The following is a 23264-nucleotide window of genomic DNA, read 5'->3' as shown; positions in this document are numbered from 1 at the left end:
AAAGTGTATCCTATGTCATGCTATTTATCAATTAAGCCTTAAGCCTTGAGCGTTTAGCCTTGAGCGTTTTTATGGTTTAAGGGCCTTGATTACCAGCTCGAGGGTTTGTTTAACCATATCGTCGGTAATGCGAAAGGAGGCATTGGCCGGACTGTTTCCCTGTGCATGGAATTTGATCAGCTGGTACAACGGGGCAAATGCCATGGACCAGTACACTTCAAAGGGAAGCGGCTGCAGCTCTCCCCTGTTGATGGCATTATGCACGAATTTGCCTAGTACATCGCCAAAATTCTTTCTGATATTATCCCTTACGGAATCGTATGTGGGCATATACCTGATCTGCTCAATAAATTCCACATCGAGCGGGTATTTGAAAAAGAATTCCATGCGGTTCTTCCACTGCAGTTCGAGCCCATCGGCAAACGACATTTTGGGATGCATTCCTTTCAGGCTGGTTTCCATAAGGCGGTTGCTGACGCTGGTGGCGAGTTGGGTTATAAGATCATCGCGGTCTTTGTAATAGATGTACAGGGTGGCAGGAGAAACATTGGCAGCTTTTGCCAGCTTTTGCATGCTGAAGCCATCAAGTCCCTGTTTCACAATCATTTCGATCGCTTTTTCCTGAATCAGGTTTTCCTTATTTACATCCCTTGTACGCATTGCAGGGCAAATATAAATGAATATTCATTCACTTATGCAACCGGCGGCGTTATATTTTTTTGGTTTATATGTTCGCAGATGGGTGCAGCGTGCTACCGGAATGAGAAAAGACTGTAGGTGAACTGGCGGCGCACTCTAGGGGAATTGGCGGCGGACTCTAGGTGAATTGTCTAAGAGTTGTCTGGGAGTTGTCTGGGAGTTGTCTGGGAATTGTCTGGGAATTGTCTGGCACCCATGTATTCCTGTAGGGTCCGTAGAGTAGTCCCGTACAGTACCCAGGCCATTATGCTACCACTCCGGTACATTATGCTGCTATTCAAGTACCAATACGCCCCAATCAGGCTAATGCATAATACAGACCCGCCGTACACTCAGGCATTTCCCGGTACACATTGAGTATAGATTAAGGCATGATCAGCCGTACTATAGCCATACTACAGCCATATATACTCCGATGTTTGAAGCCGGCCCCTTATGCTTTAGCGTTATAAAAAAGCTTTAGAAGGCATTTGAAGTTCCACATCGAAATGAAGCACTTCGGGCGTTTATGAGCGTTCTATAACGATACAGAATCATAATGGCCAATAATCCGGAATATGAGATTACCTGCCATTACTTATCAGCCCTGAACTGAGAACTGAGAACTATGAACTAAGAACTATGAACTGAGAACTATGAACTGAGAACTGAAATAACCGAAGTTTTTACCGGGAGAAACTACCCAATTGCCTGTATTCCATGCCTTTATTTCTATTTTGTTACTATTTATTTCGCCTGTGATTATTGAAATGGTGCAAGTTAATGTAACTTTGCGCGTCTCATTATAAATAGCATGCAACGAAAACCATTTTACCGGTGTCGTACTGCATCAAGCCATGAACTCAAAAATATTATGAAAAAAGTAATTTTGTCTATCTCGCTGGTATTGCTGGTGTTGACCGCATGCCGCAAATCGAATAACCCGACGGTGTACGACCTGGGGGTAGACATACAATCGAATTTCGAGAATGATAAAGTGCAAGTCTTTATCGATAACCAACCGCTGCTGAATTCGGAGGTAACTACCAATCATGCATTGTCACTGGCCACCAGTATTTCTACCGCCAATACCGAAGGTGAACATACCATAAAAGTTGTTGTGAACGACAGTACTGTCAATACTGAAAAATTCATGCAGAAACAAAATCTGTATATTGGGGTAAATTATAATAAACTGAACAACAAGGTTGCCTTTGTATTTTCGGCAAAGCCGTATTTCTACAATTAACCATCACTGCAGCTTATCAAAATATTAAATATCAGATGTGCCACACTTCCAAAGTGTGGCACATCTTTTTTCAGGAACGTTTCTTGTAATTGATCACCGCCCAGGTATTGAGCGCCACGGCAAAACCAAGTACCGTAAACAAATGGGTGCTGATATCTTTCAATCCACTCCCCTTCAATACCACCATCCGCATTACTTCAATAAAGTAAGTAACGGGGTTGAATTTGGTAACCACCTGCGCCCAGCCGGGCATACTGTCAATTGAAGTATATAAACCGCTCAGCAGAATGAACACCATCATCATAAAGAACGATAACAACATCGCCTGTTGCTGGTTACTGGTATAGGTAGATAACAACAGGCCCAGTCCCAGCACTGCCAGCAGGTACACCGCCGCAAACGTATAGATCACCAGCAGGCTGCCCGCAGGGATAATACCGTATGCCACCCGCGCTATGGTTAACCCTATGCTCAGGATCAACAGCCCCAGTATCCAGAACGGAATAAGTTTGCCCAGAATGAAGTGGTATTTCTTTACAGGCGTTACGTTGATCTGCTCAATGGTACCGATCTCTTTTTCCCGCACAATGTTCAATGATGCCAGGAAGGCCCCTACCATGGTCACCAGCACCACCAGGATACCGGGCACCATGAAGATCTTGTAATTCATCAGGGGATTGAACCAGTTGGAAGCCGTTACTTCTATCTGTAACTCGGGACTGAACCGCGGCAGTTGTATCCATTTCATGCGTACTTCACGGTTATAATCCTGTATAATGCTTCGCAGGTATGCCCCACCGAGGTTGGCCTTTACGCCGTTTATGGCATTGATGGCCATGAACAGGGTGGATTCATTTTCTTTGATCAGCTTCTTTTCAAACCCTGCCGGGATCTCCAGCACCAGGTCGGCCTTGTCGTGCTCTATCTGCTCCATGGCATTGTTGTAAGAGCCTGAATAATCCTGCAAAATAAAATAACCCGAGGAAGTTATTTTGTTCACCATCTGGCGCGCGTACTGCGAGTGGTCATGATCAACCACACTCAAATGAATGTTCTTCACTTCATAATCGGCCGCCCACGGCAGGATCAGCAATTGTATCGACGGCATCATAAAAATGATGCGTATGATGGATGGATCGCGGAAGATCTGCCGGAATTCCTTTTGTAACAGAAAACGTAAGGTTCTCATATAAATGATTTAAGCCAGTCTTATCTTGAAATTCCTGATGCTTAGCGCCAGCAGGAACAACAGCATACCGGTAAGTATCAATGTTTCTTTCCACACGGCTGTAATACCCAGCCCTTTTATCATCACTTCTTTTACGATATAATAAAACCATTTGGCAGGAACTATATTTGAAAGTATGCGTAACGGCAGCGGCATGTTCTCTATCGGGAACATAAAACCGCTTAACATGATCGTTGGCAGGAACATACCGGTCAACGCAATGAACATGGCCGTTTGCTGTGAATCGGTTTTTGTTGAAATGAGCAGGCCAAAGGCGAGGCAGGTCAAAGTAAACAGGATGCTCTCGAAAAGCAGCAATACCAGACTGCCATTGATGGGCACCTCGAGCACAAACACACTCAGCAACAGGATGCTGGTGATATTTACCATCGACAGCAACAAATAGGGAACCGCTTTCGCCACCACGATCTTGAACGGCCGCATAGGCGACACCAGCATAATTTCCATAGTGCCCAGTTCCTTTTCCCGTACAATCGTTATTGCGGTCATCAGCGTGCACACCAGCATCAGCACCATGGCCATTACCCCCGGCACAAAACTATATGCACCTTTCAATTGCGGATTGTACAACATGCGCATTTCCGTTTTGATGGTATGCGGCAGGCGGCGGTTGTTGGTGATCCGGTCCTGGTAGTCGAGGATGATAGCCGTAGCGTAATTGGTAAGCGTATTGGCCACGTTGGGGTCCGATGCATCGGCTACCAGTTGTACCTGGGCCGTATTGAAATGATCGAGGTCGCTGGCAAAATTCGCGGGAAAAATAACCGCCATCTTGATCTTTCCTTTTTTGAATGCGCCTTCTATTTCCTGGTAAGAACGCAGGTCCTGCGTTATATCGAAATACCGGCTGGCATCCAGCTCACTGCGCAATGCCTGGGTCGACGGGTCGTTCGACTGATCGAGGATCGCGATCTTCGAGTTCTTCACCTCATTGGTAAGCGCAAACCCGAAGATGAGGATCTGCATAATGGGCATACCCAGCAGAATGAACAGCGTGCGTTTGTCGCGGGCTATATGATGAAACTCCTTTCTAACAAATGAAACGAACTGCTTCATAAGAATGATTTATGTTTACTTGTTGCGAGTTGTTCAGTTGGTCAGTTGTTCAGTTGTTCAGTTCTTAAGTTCGTTGGTTATGAAGTTTTCAACTGACCAGCTCTTTAATCTCCGGAACGTTTCGCCTTCCGTGCCAGCTTCAAAAACACTTCGTCCATCGACTTCACGTCAAAGGTCTTTTTCAGTTGGGCCGGGGTATCGAGGGCATCTATACGGCCATCAACCATGATCGATACCCGGTTGCAGTACTCCGCTTCATCCATATAGTGGGTAGTTACGAAAATGGTTATGCCCGATTCGGCTGCCTTATAGATCATATTCCAGAACTCGCGCCGGGTAACCGGGTCAACGCCGCCGGTGGGCTCATCGAGAAACACGATCTCCGGTTCATGAAAGATGGCTACCGAAAAAGCCAGCTTTTGCTTCCAGCCCAACGGCAACGACCGCACCAGTTTATTGGCTTCGGCTTCCAGGTGCAGCTCCTTTAACAGGAATGCCGTTTTTTCTTTTATGAATGCATCGCTTTTTCCATATATACCGGCATAGAACCGGATGTTCTCCCGCACCGTCAGGTCTTCATACAACGAGAATTTCTGGCTCATATAACCGATGCTTCGTTTGATCTGCTCGGTTTGTTTGAACACATCGAACCCGGCTACGGTAGCTTTACCCGATGTGGGTATCGACAACCCGCATAACATGCGCATGGCGGTTGTTTTGCCCGCGCCGTTGGCGCCAAGGAACCCGAAGATCTCGCCCTTTTTTACATCGAAGGAAATGGCGTCCACGGCGGTGAAATCACCAAAACGTTTGGTTAAAGCTTCCGCATATATGGCTGTGTTGTTGGTGGTCATTCTGTTTTGTATTTATGCCGATTTCATCAGCGCAATAAAACAATCCTCTATATCGGCCCTGATGGTTTTCACCTCGGGCTGGTGGTAATTATGCTGTTGCAAATATTGCTGTACTGCACTGGCCGAAAATCCGTTATTCAGCACCACATGATGATACTCCCCGAACGGATAGGCATCTTTCACCCCTTCATAGCGCTGGAGGTCGTTCAGCAGTTGCAGCATGTTATTATCCTTCACGGCCACCAGCGGTTGTTTAAAAGCGTCAATTACGCCTTCGGGACTATCTACCGACAATACTTCTCCATTCTGCATAAGCGCCACGCGGTCGCACATACCGGCTTCATCCATATAAGGCGTTGATACCAGAATGGTAATGCCCTGCCGTTTGAGACTGCGCAGCATTTCCCAGAACTCCTTGCGCGATACGGCATCCACACCGGTGGTTGGCTCATCGAGGAAAAGGACCGATGGTTTGTGTATCAGCGCACAGCTCAGCGCCAGCTTTTGTTTCATGCCGCCCGACAACTTTCCCGCCCTTCTGTTCTTAAATGGTTCAATCTGCGAATAGATCTCTTTTATAAGATCGTAGTTGTCCTTAACGGTGGTATTGAAGATGGTGGCGAAGAACTCGAGGTTCTCCTCGATGGTAAGGTCCTGGTACAGCGAAAAACGACCGGGCATATATCCTACACGATGGCGAATGGCCTTGAAATCCTTCACCACATCGAGCCCATCTACCGAAGCAGTACCGCCATCGGGCAACAACAAGGTGGTGAGAATACGGAACAATGAAGTTTTGCCCGCGCCATCGGGACCAATGATCCCGAACAGCTCACCCTGCTGCACTTCGAAAGACACGCCTTTAAGGGCCTGAACCAGATCTTTTTTCTTACCGTATTGCTTAGTGATATTATTTACTATTACTGAAGGCATGTGATTTTCAGTTGAAAAGTTGACAGAGTTGATATTGTTGATAGAGTTAATACAGTTGATAGAGTTTTCCTTTATTACCTTTATCAACTCTATCACCTTATCAACTACTTACTAAACATTACTTCCCCATACATCCCGATCTTCAGGTACCCGTCATTCTTAACCCGTACTTTGATAGCATACACCAGGTTGGCCCGTTCATCCCGTGTTTGTATCGTTTTTGGGGTGAACTCGGCCTTATCGGCCACCCAGGTAATGATACCGGGATATTCGCGATAGGCCCTGGCGCCGCTGTCGATCATAACCTTTACCTGCTGGTTCAGCCTTATTTGCGGCAACTGGTTACCGGTAATGTATGCGCGCAGGGTAAGTGTATCGAGATTGGCGATCTTGTACAGGGCCTTGCCGGCCGAGGTCACTTCACCGGCTTCGGCATACTTGGTGATAACCGTTCCGCCAACGGGATTGACGATCTGCGCCTTCCCTATCTGTTCGCTCAATTGCTGCATTCTTTTTTCAAGCGGCTTCTTTTCGCTGAGCACAGAGCGGTTTGCGGTGCTAATATTGCTCTTTTGCACATTGATCTGCTGGCGGGTAACATCCATTTGCCGTTGCATTACTTCGATGTTCGAATTCATATCATCGAGTTGCTTACGGGTAGCGGCATCCTGTTTCAGCAGGTTCTCTATCCGTGTGCGCTCCTGCAGCATATTCTTCAGTTGCGATTCCTGAACGGCCAGTTGTTCCTGTAATAATCTCACCTGCGGTTGTACACTGGAAGTTTTATCCTGCAGGGCGGCAATGCTTGCCTCGATCTGTTCTTTTTGCAGGGAGAGGTTTTCCGCATCGATGATACCTACTACCTGTTCGCGGGGAATGGTCTGGCCTTCCATTACATTGAACGATAAGATCTTTCCGGTTTGTTCGGCAGAAACGATCACTTCGTCAACCTCAAAAGTTCCCGATGCATCGAATTTCTGGCTGTTGCGGTTGCACGCAGTGAATACCGCCGCTGAAGCAATAAGGGTTACAATAAGTTTGTTCATAACTGTAATATGTAAATGTGATAATGTGCTAATTTGCTAATGTGATAATTCCTCAATGCCGGCAGTTCTTATGGGTTGCGAAGCTCACGCGAAGCATCCAGTGTGCTGTATTCCATTATCACATTAGCTAATCAGCTAATTAGCTAATTAATTATTGGTTTCCTGATATCGTACGGTAATTGATCTGCGCATGTAACAACTGCACCTGGTGGGTAAGCAGCGATTGTTTGGCCAGGTCTTCGGCATTCAATTCCTTCAAATAATCATTGGTACTGATAACGCCGTTGGTAAGTTGCGCCAGCGCTGCATCTTTAACCTGGGCGCGCACGCCGATGATCCGCTGGTCGCTTTGTATCAGTTGTGATAATTTGTCAACTTCGGCTTCCTGTTGTTTAAGCTGTGAATTGGTATTGAGCATAAACAATTCTTTCTGCACATCAACCATGCGTTCGTTTACCTCCAGGATCTGGCGTTCTTTTTTTGTGGTATATAAACTACCCAGTCCCCAGTTCAACCGCACACCGCCGATATAAAAAAGATCGAATTCGTTCTTCAGCATGTTCAAACCCGGACGGCCATAGCCGCCCTGTACAAATAAATTCACTTTGGGTCTGTTCTTTGCACTGATGAGCTGGTTCTGTACCTTAAACAATTCGCTCTGGTAATTATAGTACTTCAATTCCGGACGGGCTACCGACTCTTTGACCAGGGTCATTGGGATCGTAGGTTGTTCCAGTGTTACATTGCCGGGCAACGACCGGTTAATGAACAGCGATAGTACATCAACCAAACCTTTGCGGTTGGCATTCAGTTCTATAACACGCTGGTCGTTCTTCATCAGTTCGGCTTCCAGCGTCAGCCGGCTCGAACGAAATGCCGTTCCGTTCTTTATCATTGCTTCCACGCGTTTGATACCTATTTCAATATCCTTCTTTACATAGGCCACCTGCTCCAGTTGTGCATCTACCAGCAAAATGCCGAGGTATAACTGATTGATGCGGTCTTTCACTTTATACAACTCCACTTCCGCTTTTTGATCTTCAACCTGCGCATTCACAATTTGTACATTTTTTTGGGCAGAAGTATTTCCACCGTCATATACCAGCTGCGTCAATTCGGCCTGGATCTTATACTGGTCCTTACCGGGCGCATCTATTTTGACGCCGGGTATACTCACAGGCACGCTGGTAACATCTGACTGATAGGTAGCCTGCCCGGAAATATTCAACTGGGGAAGAAAACCTTTGCTCAGGTTACTGATAGTAAGATCGGCCGTTTGGCGCACCAGGTCTTTTTGCCTGATCACCGGGTAATGCTGGCGGGCCAGATCATATGCCTGCTGCAGGGTAAGCCGGTCAGCATTTTGCGCCTGCACACCGGTAGCCACGAACAGCACCGTTATAAGCAAACAAAATTTAATCATTGGGTTTAACCATTTAGTTAATTGCATGACAAAAATTTTTATTTCTTTATTGAGTCAATTACAAATTGTACCACGGTCTTTTTACGCTGCTGCATCATCTTCATAAACTCATCGTCATTTGTTTTGGTTATCCATTGTACCATTGGCCGGGCCAGGAAAGGGAAGATGCACAGGGAAACCATGTTGATCATTAACTCATAACCTTTTATAGGCCTGATCTCTCCTTTCTTTACCAGTTTTGCCACATGTTCTTCCACTTTTTCGATGGGCGGACGGTGGCTGCCCCAGATTTTTTTTATCATCTCCTTTGGGTTGCGGTGTATTTCATTCAGAATGAAATTGGCCAGCAACGGGTTCTGGGAAAGCGTGTCGATGTATTCGCTCATGAACTTCTCTATCTTTTCGAACAGTGGAAGCTCTGAAAGCATGATCGTCGTTACCTTAGGCATGAACTTCTGTGCTTCTTCGGTAAAAATGCGTTCAAAAAGTTTGTCCTTGCTTCGGAAGTAATAGTGTAACAGAGCTTTATTGATGCCTGCTTTATCCGCAATATCCTGCATCCGCGCGCCATCGAGCCCGTTTTCCATAAAGATCTGTTTGGCTGCATCCAGGATCTTTTGTTCTGCGCTTTTGTCGCTTTTAAGTTCTTTATCCACGTAGTTTAACCATTTGGTTAAACACAAAGATATACCGGAAAAACTGATTCTGCCAAAGTTTTCTTCAAAAAATAATATTCGCCACTATACAGGTCAGACGATCAGCCAGATAGAATATTGCAGCCCTTGTGAAAAAATAACTACCCCTCTTCCCGAAAGTTAAACATCCTTCCGATAATATCTTTATACGGCAACCGTTTATAACGGCAACCTTTATACTTTATTGATTCACCTGTTAACCAACCCCAAATTTGTATGAAAAAAATCGCATTTGTTATTTTGATGGGCAGCATTGCCCTGGGCTCCTGTAAAAAGCTTGTTGAAAAGGAGGATCTTGATAAGCAGATCACTGTTTATTTCATGGATGAAAGAATAGATTCGTACCATGATTATTTTTGAACCCAGTTCCCGTGGTTCAGTGCTGAAAGATTTTGATAAGAGGGATTATAAATATATCGATTCAGTTACATTGAACCTTGGAATAATGACCCAGAGTTTGGCTGATACAGCATATATAAGGCTGTATAATTTTACAGATGGTGTAGAAATCGCCAATGCTCAGATAAAGGGTTATACAAAAGATGCACTACAATATGTTGAGTTTAATTCAAATAACATTCTGAATTCCCTCCCAGACAAGCGAATTACACTGGTAGTTCAAATTAACTCAAGTTCCGGCAAAATCGCAAACGGCCTTGCTCCTTATCTGAAATTAAGACGTAATTAATATCTTCAATTGAAAGGATAGTGAGGGATTAGTTCCCTCCCTATCCCCTTTTACCATGCCTGGATGCAAAAAAGGTCCACATTGCTGTGAACCTTTTTGTATCTATAATGATCTATAACATTAATAAGAAACGTTGTCTTTCGATGTTAAGGTCTTAAGGGGAGGCGCGAACTTAGTGAGATCGATACCAACTACTGCAGCTTTATATTCAGCCATATTAGGAATTCTTCCCAGGATGGCAGAAAGGACCACTACCGGTGTGGACGCAAGCAGGGACTCTCCCTTTTTACGGTCGGAATCTTCAACGACCCTTCCCTGGAAAAGACGGGTTGAGGTTGCCATCACCGTATCACCTTTAGCTGCTTTTTCCTGGTTACCCATGCAAAGGTTACAACCCGGACGTTCGAGGTACATCATATTTTCGTATTCAGTACGTGCCGTGCCTTTCGGGGCATTATCATTAAATTCGAAACCGGAATACTTCTGCAGTATTTCCCAATCGCCTTCAGCCTGAAGTTCATCGATGATATTGTAAGTTGGTGCTGCCACTACAAGCGGTGCACGAAACTCAACCTTACCTTGTTGTTTTTCGAGGTTCTTCAGCATTTGAGAAACAATTTTCAAATCGCCTTTGTGCACCATGCATGACCCTACAAAACCAAGATCTACTTTTTTCTCGCCATTATAGTAAGAAAGTGCACGAATGGTATCGTGGGTATAGCGCTTGGAAACGTCTGCATTATTTACATCGGGGTCAGCGATCATTGGTTCAGCGATCACATCCAGGTCGATCTCCACTTCAGCATAATACTTCGCATTCGCATCTGGTGTTAAAGCGGGTTTTTCACCTGATTTAATCTCGGCGATCCGCTTATCGGCTTTATTGATCAATCCCTGAAGCACCTGTCTGCTGTTATCCATGCCCTTGTCGATCATGATCTGGATCCTGCCTTTGGCAATCTCCAGTGATTTGATCAGGGTTTCATCTTCAGAAATACAGATAGAAGCTTTTGCCTTCATCTCCGCCGTCCAGTCGGTAAAGGTGAAAGCCTGGTCGGCAGGAAGCGTTCCGAGGTGGACTTCAATAATTCTGCCCTGGAAAATGTTCTCGCCGCCAAATTTCTGAAGCATTTGCGCCTGGGTAGCGTGTACTACATCACGGAAATCCATGTGTTCCTTCATTTCTCCCTTGAAGGTCACTTTCACCGATTCGGGAATGGGCATAGATGCTTCACCGGTAGCCAATGCCAGAGCAACGGTACCTGAGTCAGCTCCAAATGCAACGCCTTTCGACATTCTTGTATGAGAATCACCGCCAATGATGATCGCCCACTCATCTACTGTAATATCGTTGAGTACTTTGTGAATTACATCTGTCATGGAATGATATTCGCCTTTGGGATCACGTGCGGTGATCAATCCAAAATCATTCATGAACTTCATAAGTTTTGGAATATTGGCCTGCGCCTTCTTATCCCATACCGAAGCGGTGTGACAGCCTGACTGGTATGCACCGTCAACAATTGGCGAAATTACAGTAGCTGCCATTGATTCCAGTTCCTGGGCAGTCATCAATCCGGTGGTATCCTGAGAACCTACGATATTCACTTCTACACGAACGTCTGAACCGGCATGTAATACTTTGCCCGGAGTAATACCAACAGCATTCCTGTTAAAGATCTTTTCTACTGCAGTAAGCCCTTGGCCCTCATTGGAGATCTCTTTTGACGGAGCAAATACAGGAGCAGGTTCTATACCTAAGACCCTCGCTGCGATCGTCTGGATCTTTTTACCGAATACAACTGCGTATGAACCGCCAGCCCTGATAAATTCCTTTTTCTGAGGTGTAAGCGCCTTCGATATATCAATTAGTTCCCGGTCGCCATTATATAATTTCTTTGTTTTGGTATTGATGGTAAGAACAGTGCCGGTAGCAACGGAATATACTTCCTCGAGAACAGGTTCGCCATTTTCATTGCGGATAACCTTGCCATTTTCGTCTACCTTTTTTACCCAGTTCTTAAGGTCAATTCCGATTCCGCCTGTAACGTCAACGGTAGTAAGAAAGATGGGAGAAATTCCGTTGGTACCACCTACAATGGGGGCAATGTTAACAAAAGGAACATAGGGGCTTGCCTGTTTGCCCGTCCAAAGGGCCACATTATTTACTCCAGACATTCTTGACGACCCTACGCCCATGGTGCCTTTCTCAGCAACCAGCATCACGCTTTTGTCTGGATGTTGTGCCTGCAGCTTTTTGATCTCGGCCTGTGCCTGGGGAGTGATCATACATTTACCATGCAATTCGCGATCTGAACGGGAGTGGGCCTGGTTACCCGGAGACAGCAGATCGGTTGAAATATCACCTTCACCAGCTATAAAAGTTACTACCTTAATTTCTTCAGGTACTTCGGGCAGTTTTGTAAAAAACTCAGCCTTTGCATAACTTTCAAGTATATCTTTTGCTATTGCATTTTCGTTTTTGAACGCCTCTTTCAGGCGGTCTGTATCGGCATCATAGAGGAATACCTGTGTTTTTAACACTTTTGCAGCTTCTTTGGCAACAGTCACATCATTACCAAGGGCCAGGTCAAGCAATACTTCAATTGAAGGACCTCCTTTCATGTGTGATAACAGCTCAAAAGCAAAAGCGGGTGTAATTTCTTCCACTTTGAAAGTGCCAAGAATGATCTCCTTTAAAAAGGCAGCTTTCACTCCAGCGGCACTCGTAGTTCCCGGCAACACATTATAAATAAAGAAATTGAGCGAATCTTTCCTATGGGCACTTTTGGGATCTTTTATTTGCGCAATGATCTCACTAAGCAATTCGGCACCATCTATAGGTTTGGGGTGAAGGTCCTGACCTTTTCTTTCTTCAATTTCCTTAAGGTACTCATTATAACGGCTCATATGATTTTCTTTTTTGATGCTAGTTTGCAAAGGTAATTAATGTACGCTATATTACAAGGAGCACGTTGCCGGTTTACCCGGCCTAAACACATGCCCGACACTCATAAAAAAAGCTCCCGGTTGCAAGGGAGCCTTTTGTATTTCTGTATTCATTGGCACATTAGCTGAATTGTGCTTTACTCGGCCCAACTCATTGTATAACCGGCATTTTCTATTTCCAGCGCTTCCTTTGTAAGCTGTAACGGATGAAAGGTATCAACCATTACCGCCAGTTCTTTGGTTTCCTTTGCACCAATGCTCTTCTCCACAGCGCCGGGATGCGGCCCATGCGGAATGCCGGCAGGATGCAACGTGATCATACCCCTTGTAACGTTCTTACGGCTCATAAAATCACCATCCACATAATACAACACTTCATCGCTGTCGATATTGCTGTGGTTGTAGGGTGCAGGCACCGACTGCGGATGGTAATCGAACAACCTCGGGCAGAATGAACATACCACGAAGTTATTCGCCTCGAATGTCTGATGCACCGGTGGCGGCTGATGAACACGGCCGGTGATAGGCTCAAAATCATGAATGCTGAATGCAAACGGATAACAGTAACCGTCCCACCCTATTACATCGAACGGATGATGCCCATAATGCAGGTTATACATTACGCCGCGTTTTTTGGTACGGATGAGAAAATCACCTTTGTCATCGAAAGTCGGCAGGTTTTGAGGCGGCCGTATATCGCGTTCGCAAAAAGGCGAATGTTCAAGCAGCTGTCCGTATTTGCTCAAATACTTTTTAGGAAAACGAATAGGGCTGAACGATTCCACAATGAAGAGGCGGTTCTCCTTATTTTTGAACTGTACCTGGTAAATTGTTCCACGCGGTATTACCAGGTAATCGCCATAGGAAAATGGCAGTTCGCCATACATGGTGCGCAATACGCCTTCGCCTTCATGTACAAAGATCATTTCGTCGGCATCGGCATTTTTGAAATAGTAATCAAGCATGCCTTCCTCCGGTGCAGCCAGTACAATGTGGCAATCGTTATTTACCAGCACCGGCGTACGGCTTTGCAAATAATCGATAGCCGGCTTTATCCTGAACCCTTCAAAGCTGCGATGCTTCAGCATTTTTTCTTCGGCAATTTTGGGCGATACATCGTAAGAGGGCTCTGTTTTAATAATATCGGTAGGCGGATGCGCATGGTATAACAGCGAATAATCGTTCGAGAACCCTTCTGTAGAGAACAGCTGTTCTGCATACAGGCCCCCATCGGGTTTGCGGAACTGCGTATGCCGCTTATGGGGAATGTTACCTAATTTATAATAATAAGCCATAGAAAAACTAATTTGATAATTTGCTAATATGCTAATGTGATAATTCATTAGGACCGAAGCCTCCGTGTGTTGGCATCTTCGCTCCCATGCTAATGCACAAAAGCAACATTTCAATGGAAAAACTATATAGTTTTAATAGCGGATGGCCTTATAGGGACAATTCGAGGGTTTTGAGCAGAAATACATATTTCCAGCTCCGCTTATCTATCCAATAGGTAAAATTGCGAAAGAATGGCATGGCAAGCTAATGTGCTAATATGATTATCCCGCAAAGCGGAACAAGTTATGCTATTGTGATAATGCATTAGCCTGGAAGTACCCGAATTACCGGCATCCCCGCTGCTACGAAAAACACAAAAGCAGTTATAATATAAAGTTAATAAATCATTTCATTGAAATTCACGAATTTGGAAATTCAGTCCGGAAATTACCGAAAGCCGGGAAACCGGCCGAATGTTGAAATTTTTAAGGCATTTAGCACATTGCCATTTGTGCCTGCGCCTTATCTTGCACCTCCGGCTATAAATAATAAAAAACTACAGATGAAAAAGAGCTTAATCCTTACCAAAGAACGACATATTGACGCTTCCCCCGAGAAAGTATGGAACATTTTAACCGATAACCGGTACATAGAACAGTGGCTGGGCGTACAGATGGTTACCGACTGGCAGGTAAACAGTGAGATCGCGTTCACCTTCGTTTATAAGGATAAAGAAGTAAAGGATAAAGGCACCCTATTGCATTTTGAGCCGGCAAAAAAGCTTTCCTACAACTACTGGAGCGTATTTTCTGCTACGGAAGACGTTCCTGAAAACTATTCAGATATTACATTCATCATAACACCGGAGGCAAACGGTGTACTATTACAATTGACACAAAGCAATTTCGCATCGCAAATGTTGTTTGCCCATGCCGAAAAGAATTGGGTAGAAACGCTGGATACCATTAAGAAATTAGCTGAAGAAGAAAGTGCCTGGGTTTAGTTAACGAGTTGACGACTTCACTAGTTGACGAGTTAACACGTTGACGAGGCAGGATTGAAAAGGTGAAAGAGTTGATAAAGGTGAAAAAGCTTCATGCTTACCGGCAGATCGTTATTTATGAAAAGAATAGGTTTAATCTCCGACACGCACAGCTATCTTGATGACGCGGTTTTCAAACATTTTGACAACTGCGATGAGATCTGGCATGCCGGTGATTTCGGGAATATAGATGTAGCGAACAAGCTCGCGGCTTTCAAACCACTGAAAGGCGTTTATGGCAATATCGATGCGCAGGATATCCGTAGTGTTTATCCCGAAAGCCTTCGGTTTACCTGTGAAGGCGTGCAGGTATATATGACACACATCGGCGGTTACCCGCCCAAATACAATGCTGTTGTAAAAAAAACACTCACCGCTAACCCGCCGCAACTGTTTATCTGCGGCCACTCCCATATTTTAAAAGTAATGTTCGACGATAAACTACAATGCCTGCATATGAACCCCGGGGCAGCGGGCAACCAGGGCTGGCACAAAGTGCGCACCCTCATCCGCTTTGTTATCGACGGAAGTAATATGAAAGATTGTGAGGTGATAGAATTGGGGCCACGAAAACAATGAGCTAATGTGATAATTATCACATTAGCTCATTAGCACATTATTCCGTTACTTACTTTGTTTTTTCAGCTTCTCATTGTAGATAACATCGAGCAACCCATTTGAGTAAGTATCGTCTCCCAGTTGCCAGAACATTATTCCATTGAGCTTTTGATCCACGGCATAAGCTGTTTTAAGACGCATGGAAGTTGTATCGTCATACGTAACGAATAATTTCTCCTTTGCATTATACATCCAGGGCGCATGGGCTACAGGGTCCCAGTGGTACACAAAGCCTTTCTCCGGTGTTAATTCGCCGGGGTACGCCTTGAACGGAATGCCGTGTTTGAATTTACCAGACTGGTACAAACCATTATTGACGCTATCGACGTTTTCGAAAACACGTGCATAAAAGGCTGCGCCTATCACGAGTTTGTTACGGGGAATACCTATTGAATCCAGATAGCGAACCGCATTGTCGGCCGACTCCTTTTGTTGGGGGGTTGAATAAATAGGCGTATGGTGACCGGTTACAGTGCTATAACCGTGCACCAGGTCGTAGGTCATTAAGTTTACGCGGTCGAGCAGCGGCATTACTTTTTTCCATTCAATAGACTGCTCGAGGAAGGTGGTAAAACCACCGGCTGCAAAACTGATCTCTTTATTGGGACCAACTGCCTTGCGCAGTTGTGTTACCAGTTGGGTAAAATTGGGTTTGTCTTCCGGCATAAATTTATGACCGGGAGGGCCCTGGATGGCGGGATATTCCCAATCCAGGTCGAGCCCGTCTGTTTTTGTATAATCGAGCAGGTGTTTTACCGACCGGGCAAATTCCTCGCGGCCTTTATCAGTGGAAAAAACATCGGAGCAGGTTTCGCAACCGCCCCAGCCGCCAAGGGATAATAACACTTTCAGTTGCGGATTTCTTTTCTTCAATGCCACCAGCCGTTGAATGGTTACGGTATCGCGGGCGTTGTCAATAGCCAGTTTGTTTCCTTTTAAGTGGCAAAAGCTAAAGATGATATGCGTTAGCTTTTCAGCCGCAAAACTATCAACCCGGTCAGCCGGTCCGGCATAATAAGCAATAACAGCCAGCGACTGCTTCTTACCCGTTTTTTTTGTTTGGGGCTGTGCAAAAACATTGAGGACAACTGTAAGCAGACAGACAATTTGTAATACGATGCGCGCCATTGAATGTGTGTTTTGTAAATAATAGTGCCTGAAATGCCGTAAATGTAACGTACAGTACACATTCAAAGATTACCATTTATAAAATTGATGCCTCACGTATACGATCACTTATCGGTTACCTGTTAAAGGCTAAAGGCTAAAGGCCAAAGGCCTAAAACGAAAAGCAAATCGGTTTTCTGCTTTCGGCTTTAAGCTTTCAGCTAAAATCTAGGGCACATAACCGCATCACGGGCGGCATCGTTGCGATCGAAAAACCCGATATACGATAATGAAAGTTCAAAACCTCCCCTGCCCTGGCTGGCCGTTTTCAGTTGCGATACGTTCACATCATAGCTCAGCGCCAGCGATAAAGACCGCATATCGACCTTTACTACAGGAATAAACGCATCCTTCCAGCGTAAAAAACCGCCGAAGTGCAATACACAGGCTGCATCATCTGCAAAACTGCCGGTATTGTATGAATATAACCCGCCGGCAATTGTTTCTTTTATAGTACCCTGTTGCGAATGGTCGGCATGCAGGGTAAAATAGGAGAAGTCGTTCACCTGCCATTTCATACCGGTTGAAAAAACCAGTTTCTTGTTCAGCTCGGTAGTGGCATCGCGATAAAACGAGTTCTTTGGTTTATTTAAATGATGCATTGCAACACCAGCGAACAAGCTGTTCATGCCATCCATCCCAAACGTGGTATTGTAGCTCATACCTACCGATACATCCCAGGCATTGAAATTGGGCACGGCGAATGTTTCACCGGTAGCTGCCGTTGGGTTCCAGCCGCCATTGTATTGGTTATTGGTGGTCATTTTCGTAACATCGATGCTCTTGTGAATAAGACCACCCATAAAACCCAATGATAAAAATTCCACCTTATCATTGCTTAACGATTTATGGTAGTTCAATGCAGGCAATACCTGGGTGGTGGTTAAACCAACGGTTCCAGCCTTATCATAAAGCATTTGCATACCTGCGGTAATAAAATCATTGGTTGTACCTACCGGCTTTTTGTACTCGGCATTGAACGAACCGGTGCGATAAGCGTTGGTAAAACTGTTCCACTGATCGCGGTAAACGCCCTGTACGCGAATGTCGCCGGTAAAGATACCCGCCAGGGAAGGATTGCGCAACAACGGCGCTTCAAAGAATTGTGAAAAGTGAAGGTCCTGCGCCTGGCTTGACAATGTTGCCAACACAGCAAATGCAGTTACAGCTTTTTTAAATAGGTTTTTCATAGTCTGGATATTGAAGGAATTTCAGGATTTTAATATTTATCAACCCGTCAACTATCTGATAAGCGCCACATTTCCCTTGTAAGGCACTATGGTTGAATTATCACAAATGATATCTACGATATACACATATACATCCATATCGGCCACCTTACCATTGATCTTTCCATCCCAGCCGGCGGCAGCATCATTGGCGTTAAAATTCCTTTTCTCAAATACCTGCTGGCCCCAGCGGTTGAAGATGCGTAATGCATGTATGTTGTAAATGCCTTTGCCGCGTACATAGAAAACATCGTTCACGCCATCGCCATTGGGTGAGAAAGTATTTGGAACAAACCAGTTATCGCCATTACATACCGACGTGATGGTAATGTCATCAGATGCCACGCAGCCGCCCTGGTTGGTTGCGGTCAGCCGGTAGGTAGCGCTTCCTTTTACATCGGCCGTTGGGGTTGCGCAGTTCGTACAGCTCAACCCACCCGATGGAGCCCAGTTGAATGTGGTAACATCCTGCGAATATGCCGGCGATAACCTGATGGCATTACCTGTATTAACAGTGGTATCGTTACCTGCAAATATTTTCGGTATGGGATATACTTTCACGGTTACATGGCCGGTATCGGTAAAGCAATTGTCATTATCCTTTCCTACAACTGTATACGCGGTTGTGGCCGATGGCGAAGCTTTGGGTGAAGCAATATGCGCATTGTCTAAACCGGTTGAAGGCAGCCATTGATACTGGTCGGCACCGGCAGCGCCTAAACGCATCTGTTCGCCTGCGCAAAGCGTATCGCCGGGAAGCACCTTTACCGTAAATGGCTGACGTACCCTAACAGATACGGTGTCGTTCTTTACACATCCTTTATCCGATACGCCGGTTACCACGTAGGTTGTATTGGTCAACGGGTTTATTAACGGGGTAGCGCATTGCGTACATGAAATATCGGGTGTGCTTTGCCAGGTATATTGTACCGCGCCTGATGCCTGCAACATAACAGGCGAGCCCAAACAAACCACGGCATCGTTACCCGCAAACGTATTGGGCAGCGGCCAGATGTTCACCTCCCGGCGGGCGGTATCATAACAATAATCATGGTAAACCGTTTGCAGCTGCACCTGGTATGTACCCGCAGCATTGTACCTTTGTTTAACGGTATTCACTCCGTCGGCCGTTTGGCCGTTCCCCAACAACCAGCGCTTTGTAAGATGGTTGTTATCGCCGGTAACATCGGCATTGAAATTCAGCTCACCGGGCATACAGGCCTCTTTATCGCCGGCTATGGCCACCTTTGGTGTTTTGTATATTTTTATGGTATCGACAAGGGTAGCCGCATCTTTACAACCATTGGCGGTTGTTACCATATGTTTAATGGTATAGGTAGCCGGTGCGGTTGTAAAATGATGGCGTGGACTGGCAAGCGTGCTGAATGTACCATCGCCAAAATCCCACAGGTGCGCGGCTATAAAATCATTGGCAACAGACCTGTCGGTAAACTGAATATAACCGCTGTTACAAAGCCGGTACGTATCCAGTGTTTCATTTGCTGTAACGCCAATTACATTGATGGTATCTTTTCCTGTTACCGGCACCTGGCAGCCATTGCTGTCGACCAGGATCATGCGCGGCACGAATTTACCGGCCAGGTTGTAGGTATAACCAGTTGATGAAACGGTTGAGGCATTGGTATTACCATCATTGAAATCCCAGATGTATGATTTAATGCCATTTCCTGAACCGTTGAACTGAACCGTGAGCGGCATGCAACCGGTGGTTGGGTTGTAGGTAAACTCGCCCTTAGGTCCTTTTACGATCACTTTCCTTGACCTGGTAGCAATACAACCACCCGGCGCAATCACCGTTTGCGTAGCAGTGTATTCTCCCGGTATATTGTAAAAGTGAACCGGGTGCTCGAGCGTTGAAGTAGAACCATCCCCGAAATCCCAGCCAAGTGAAACATAGTTCCTGGCCGAACTGGTGAACTTCACTTCAAGGGGCGGACAGCTTCCCACGGAATCTGACATGGTAAAACCGGCTATCGGCGTAGCGATCTTTATATATTCAACACGTTTGATACTGTCGCGGCAACCAATAGGGTCGGCGATCATGAGGTTAACGGTATACAAACCATCCTGTACATATTGATGTGCCGGCGATCGTTGTGCACCTGTTTTGCCATCGCCAAAGCTCCAGCTATACTGCAGGTTGTTGCCGGTTGACGTATTATTGAAATTAACAGGTTTACCGGGGCATGAACTGGTATCGGCTGTAGTAAATGATGCTTTGGGGTTCGAAATACTGATGGCGGCGGCACGGGAGTAGCTATCGGTACAACCCCTGCTATCGGTAACCCTCAATGAAACCGTATAGGTGCCGCCATTCTCATACAAATGGGTGAAGGGAGCGGCGGTATAAGATGCTTCTTTTCCATCGCCATACACCCAGTCCCATTTAGTAATGGGGTGTATGCCATCGGTTTCAGACAGATCTTTGAAAGTGGCTGTTTTATCAATACAGATCTTTTCATTCATGGCCTCGAATGCTGCTGCCGGGCCGTTCACCCTTATGTATTGCTGTTTAACAACGGAATCGATACAGCCATTTACATCTGTATAAACCAATGATATCCGGTAATTACCAGAGCGCTTATAGCTATGGGTAATTGTTCCGGGCATATTGCTCACAACACCATCGCCAAAATGCCATACCATACCGATGATGTTGGCGGGTTTATAATTATTAGCGGTAAATGTAAGTTTTTCGCGGGCGCACAATTCTTTTTTATCGGCATCAAATCCGGGGTGCTCATCGGCAATGATCACCTGCTGAACCATACTGTCAACACAACCGTTGTTGGTAACAACGAGTTTTACCCGGTAGTTGCCTGTAGCCGTGTAACGGTGAACAGGTGATTTATTGTTACTGGTAGTACCATCGCCCAGGTCCCAGTGCCACGATTGTGCGGCAATGGAGCTATCGGTAAACGTGCGCTGGTATTTGTCGGCACAATTCATTCTTACCGCAAAACGCGCAACAGGTGGATAGATACGAACATAGTTGGGCCTGATCATGGTATCGGAGCAGCCCTTGTTCGTTACAATCAGGGTCACTTTAAAATAGCCCGTGTCACCATATCTGTTCGAAGGTTGTTTTTCCGTCGAATGGCCGCCATCTCCATAAATCCACAGCCACTGATCAGCAGGGCTGCTTTGGTTTATAAACTGAATGGCCTGGCTGCGGCATACTTCACGCGGTGTAGCTGTGAAATCAGCCCTGGGGCGCGAAGCGGCCTCTACCCCATTCCGTACAACAACCGAATCGGTACAACCACTGGCTGTGGTGATCACCAGCTTTACGGTATAACTTCCTTCCTGCGTATATGTTTTAACCGGCGCTGCTTGTGTTGAACCGGTGCCATCGCCAAAATCCCAGCGATAAGCAACCAGCGGGTCAGCCACTTTTACGGTAGCGGTGAACGGAACGGTAAATGGCAGGCAACCCTTTACCGGCAGGTTATTGATCTGCACCTGCGGGCGGATAACATGAATGATCTCTTTTTTAACAACAGAATCTGTACAACCATTGCTGCCCGTTACTACAAGCTTTACCGTATACTTTCCAAACGAAGTGTATGTATGTTCCGGATTGGCTGCGGTGCTCGTGCTGCCATCGCCAAAATCCCAGCGCTGGTTCACACTTCCGCTGGTTGTATTGGTGAACTGAATGGCGGCCGGCACACTGCACGAATACGTGCGGTCGCTTGTAAAAGACGCTACAGGTTTGGGTAATACGGTGATCGTTTTGCTCACCGAATCGGGACAGGCCGCAAAAGAATTGACCAGTTTTATCGTATAGGTTGCGGCGTTTGCATAACTTTTTTTGGGGCTGGCCTCAGTTGACCTGCTGCCATCGCCAAACTCCCAACGTACCGAACCGGGCAGCGGTGTGGACGTATTTACAGGAATAAATGTTTCACCGGCGCAAACGGTAGCAGGAATGTTGAATTGGGTTTGCGTGTTTCCCAAAACAATTAAATTCTTTTTACTAACGGTATCCCTGCAACCGCTATTGGTTATTGCAACCAGTGTAACGGTATATGCACCATTGGACACATATTTATGACGCGGGCTTTTTTCAACGGATGTTTGTCCATCCCCGAAATCCCATACATAGGAAACCGTACCCGACTCAACTGACCTGTTATTGAAATCTATATCGAGTGGTGCATTACAGCTTTTTTGTACCGGCATAAAATCAAAACCGGCCAGTACGCCGGAAGCTATTCGGATATGTTGCGGTTTACTAAAGCTTTTGGTGCAGCCGTTCTTACTGGTAACCTTTAACGTTACGGTATAATTTCCGGTGCCGGTATAGGTATGTGAGGGATTTGTAGCGGTAGATGTATTACCATCGCCAAAATCCCAATGCCAGCCGGTAATGGTACCGTCGCTCACAGTGCTTTTATCGGTAAAGGTTACAGGAAAGGGAAAACAACCTACTGAATCGGAAGTTTCAAAGTTGGCTACCGGGTTATCATAAACGGTAATGAATTGTTGTTTTATAACGGAATCGGCGCCGGTGGCGGTTTTCACAACCTGTTTAACGGTATAGGTGCCCGGGGCAAAATAAACGGAAGAAGGATGCTGGAACAGGGAGATGGTACCGTTACCGAGGTCCCACCGCCAGTTGGTTGGGTTGCCGGTTGACTCATCTTTGAACTGCACTACCAGGGGCGAACAACCTGATACGGTATTGGCTGAAAAAGCAGCCTTTACCTGTGCATTCAACCGGGTTGAAGAAAAGCCTGTGCAGGCCAGGGCAAGTACGAATATGATTAAATGGTTTTTCATTGGACTATTGATAGGTACTGCAAATGACGCGATATATCATTGATCCCGATGTTGGAAACAGGCTTGTAATTGGAAGATTAATAACTAACCCTTATGGGTTGAAGTTGGGGTATTTATGATATTTATGCGGGAAGTTATAATGGTTAGCGTAAGAACGGATGAGACTACGAAACGATGTACAAAACACGCGGCAGTTTAAAACCATTGTAAGGTGAAGGAACGTTTACGAATCGCTAAATAAATACCTTTAATTCCTGCCTGGAAGCTATTTCACGACTGCCGCCCAACTGACAGCACTGCCGTTCTG

18 protein-coding genes are annotated in these 23264 nt (G+C 45.7%); 5 read left to right on the top strand and 13 right to left on the bottom strand.

The features are described from left to right. Window positions 1-69: 69 nt before the first annotated feature. Window positions 70-660: a TetR/AcrR family transcriptional regulator gene (locus tag A4R26_RS29805; protein ID WP_081170176.1), complete on the bottom strand. Its 591-nt coding sequence runs from the start codon at window positions 658-660 to the stop codon at window positions 70-72. An 892-nt stretch (window positions 661-1552) separates the two neighbouring features. Between A4R26_RS29805 and A4R26_RS29800 the strand changes: the two genes are divergently transcribed. Then, on the top strand, window positions 1553-1927 hold the full coding sequence (locus A4R26_RS29800) for a hypothetical protein (protein WP_081170175.1): 375 nt from the start codon (window positions 1553-1555) through the stop codon (window positions 1925-1927). Window positions 1928-1997: 70 nt separating this feature from the next. Here the strand turns inward: A4R26_RS29800 and A4R26_RS29795 are convergent, their stop codons facing one another. The 7 genes from A4R26_RS29795 to A4R26_RS29765 all read right to left on the bottom strand — a co-directional run bounded on the left by A4R26_RS29795 (window position 1998) and on the right by A4R26_RS29765 (window position 9144). After that, window positions 1998-3116: an ABC transporter permease gene (locus tag A4R26_RS29795; protein WP_081170174.1), complete on the bottom strand. Its 1119-nt coding sequence runs from the start codon at window positions 3114-3116 to the stop codon at window positions 1998-2000. Between the two features lie 9 nt (window positions 3117-3125). Beyond that, on the bottom strand, window positions 3126-4232 hold the full coding sequence (locus tag A4R26_RS29790) for an ABC transporter permease (protein WP_081170173.1): 1107 nt from the start codon (window positions 4230-4232) through the stop codon (window positions 3126-3128). 104 nt (window positions 4233-4336) lie between these two features. Continuing rightward, the gene (locus A4R26_RS29785) at window positions 4337-5086 is read right to left on the bottom strand and encodes an ABC transporter ATP-binding protein (protein ID WP_081170172.1); all 750 of its coding nucleotides are present in this window, start codon (window positions 5084-5086) and stop codon (window positions 4337-4339) included. A gap of 12 nt (window positions 5087-5098) precedes the next feature. After that, window positions 5099-6019, bottom strand: a complete 921-nt coding sequence (locus A4R26_RS29780) for an ABC transporter ATP-binding protein (RefSeq protein WP_081170171.1) — start codon at window positions 6017-6019, stop codon at window positions 5099-5101. 104 nt (window positions 6020-6123) lie between these two features. Continuing rightward, entirely contained in the window at window positions 6124-7065 is a 942-nt protein-coding gene (locus A4R26_RS29775) for an HlyD family secretion protein (protein ID WP_081170170.1), read from the bottom strand. 151 nt (window positions 7066-7216) lie between these two features. Further along, window positions 7217-8488 carry a TolC family protein gene (locus A4R26_RS29770; RefSeq protein WP_081170181.1) on the bottom strand — a complete coding sequence of 424 codons (1272 nt, stop codon included), beginning with the start codon at window positions 8486-8488 and terminating at the stop codon, window positions 7217-7219. A gap of 38 nt (window positions 8489-8526) precedes the next feature. Then, window positions 8527-9144, bottom strand: a complete 618-nt coding sequence (locus tag A4R26_RS29765; protein ID WP_081170180.1) for a TetR/AcrR family transcriptional regulator — start codon at window positions 9142-9144, stop codon at window positions 8527-8529. A 255-nt stretch (window positions 9145-9399) separates the two neighbouring features. On the opposite strand from A4R26_RS29765, the gene A4R26_RS35260 reads away from it, so the two are divergent. Beyond that, complete coding sequence (locus A4R26_RS35260) at window positions 9400-9543, top strand: hypothetical protein (RefSeq protein ID WP_165760469.1); 144 nt, start codon at window positions 9400-9402, stop codon at window positions 9541-9543. After that, the gene (locus A4R26_RS29760; RefSeq protein WP_081170169.1) at window positions 9530-9871 is read left to right on the top strand and encodes a hypothetical protein; all 342 of its coding nucleotides are present in this window, start codon (window positions 9530-9532) and stop codon (window positions 9869-9871) included. Before A4R26_RS35260 ends, A4R26_RS29760 begins: the two co-directional genes overlap by 14 nt. A 120-nt stretch (window positions 9872-9991) precedes the next feature. Here the strand turns inward: A4R26_RS29760 and A4R26_RS29755 are convergent, their stop codons facing one another. Together A4R26_RS29755 and A4R26_RS29750 are read right to left on the bottom strand one after the other, a co-directional pair. Further along, complete coding sequence (locus A4R26_RS29755; RefSeq protein WP_081170168.1) at window positions 9992-12781, bottom strand: bifunctional aconitate hydratase 2/2-methylisocitrate dehydratase; 2790 nt, start codon at window positions 12779-12781, stop codon at window positions 9992-9994. Between the two features lie 176 nt (window positions 12782-12957). Next, window positions 12958-14115, bottom strand: a complete 1158-nt coding sequence (locus A4R26_RS29750; protein ID WP_081170167.1) for a homogentisate 1,2-dioxygenase — start codon at window positions 14113-14115, stop codon at window positions 12958-12960. 542 nt (window positions 14116-14657) lie between these two features. On the opposite strand from A4R26_RS29750, the gene A4R26_RS29745 reads away from it, so the two are divergent. Both A4R26_RS29745 and A4R26_RS29740 read left to right on the top strand, forming a co-directional pair. Then, window positions 14658-15098: an SRPBCC family protein gene (locus A4R26_RS29745; protein ID WP_133054823.1), complete on the top strand. Its 441-nt coding sequence runs from the start codon at window positions 14658-14660 to the stop codon at window positions 15096-15098. A gap of 117 nt (window positions 15099-15215) precedes the next feature. Beyond that, entirely contained in the window at window positions 15216-15716 is a 501-nt protein-coding gene (locus A4R26_RS29740; protein WP_081170179.1) for a metallophosphoesterase family protein, read from the top strand. A gap of 45 nt (window positions 15717-15761) precedes the next feature. Here the strand turns inward: A4R26_RS29740 and A4R26_RS29735 are convergent, their stop codons facing one another. The 3 genes from A4R26_RS29735 to A4R26_RS29725 form a co-directional block, all read right to left on the bottom strand. Beyond that, window positions 15762-16883: a glycoside hydrolase family 18 protein gene (locus A4R26_RS29735; RefSeq protein ID WP_081170165.1), complete on the bottom strand. Its 1122-nt coding sequence runs from the start codon at window positions 16881-16883 to the stop codon at window positions 15762-15764. Window positions 16884-17083: 200 nt separating this feature from the next. After that, window positions 17084-18112, bottom strand: a complete 1029-nt coding sequence (locus A4R26_RS29730; protein ID WP_081170164.1) for a PorP/SprF family type IX secretion system membrane protein — start codon at window positions 18110-18112, stop codon at window positions 17084-17086. A 51-nt stretch (window positions 18113-18163) separates the two neighbouring features. Continuing rightward, on the bottom strand, window positions 18164-22957 hold the full coding sequence (locus A4R26_RS29725; RefSeq protein WP_081170163.1) for a PKD domain-containing protein: 4794 nt from the start codon (window positions 22955-22957) through the stop codon (window positions 18164-18166). Between the last annotated feature and the right edge of the window lie 307 nt (window positions 22958-23264).

Source organism: Niastella populi (genome assembly GCF_002078015.1).
GTDB classification, from domain to species: Bacteria; Bacteroidota; Bacteroidia; order Chitinophagales; family Chitinophagaceae; genus Niastella; species Niastella populi.
The sequence above is the reverse complement of the archived record's forward strand: the minus strand, read 5'-3'. Positions and strand labels throughout refer to the sequence as shown.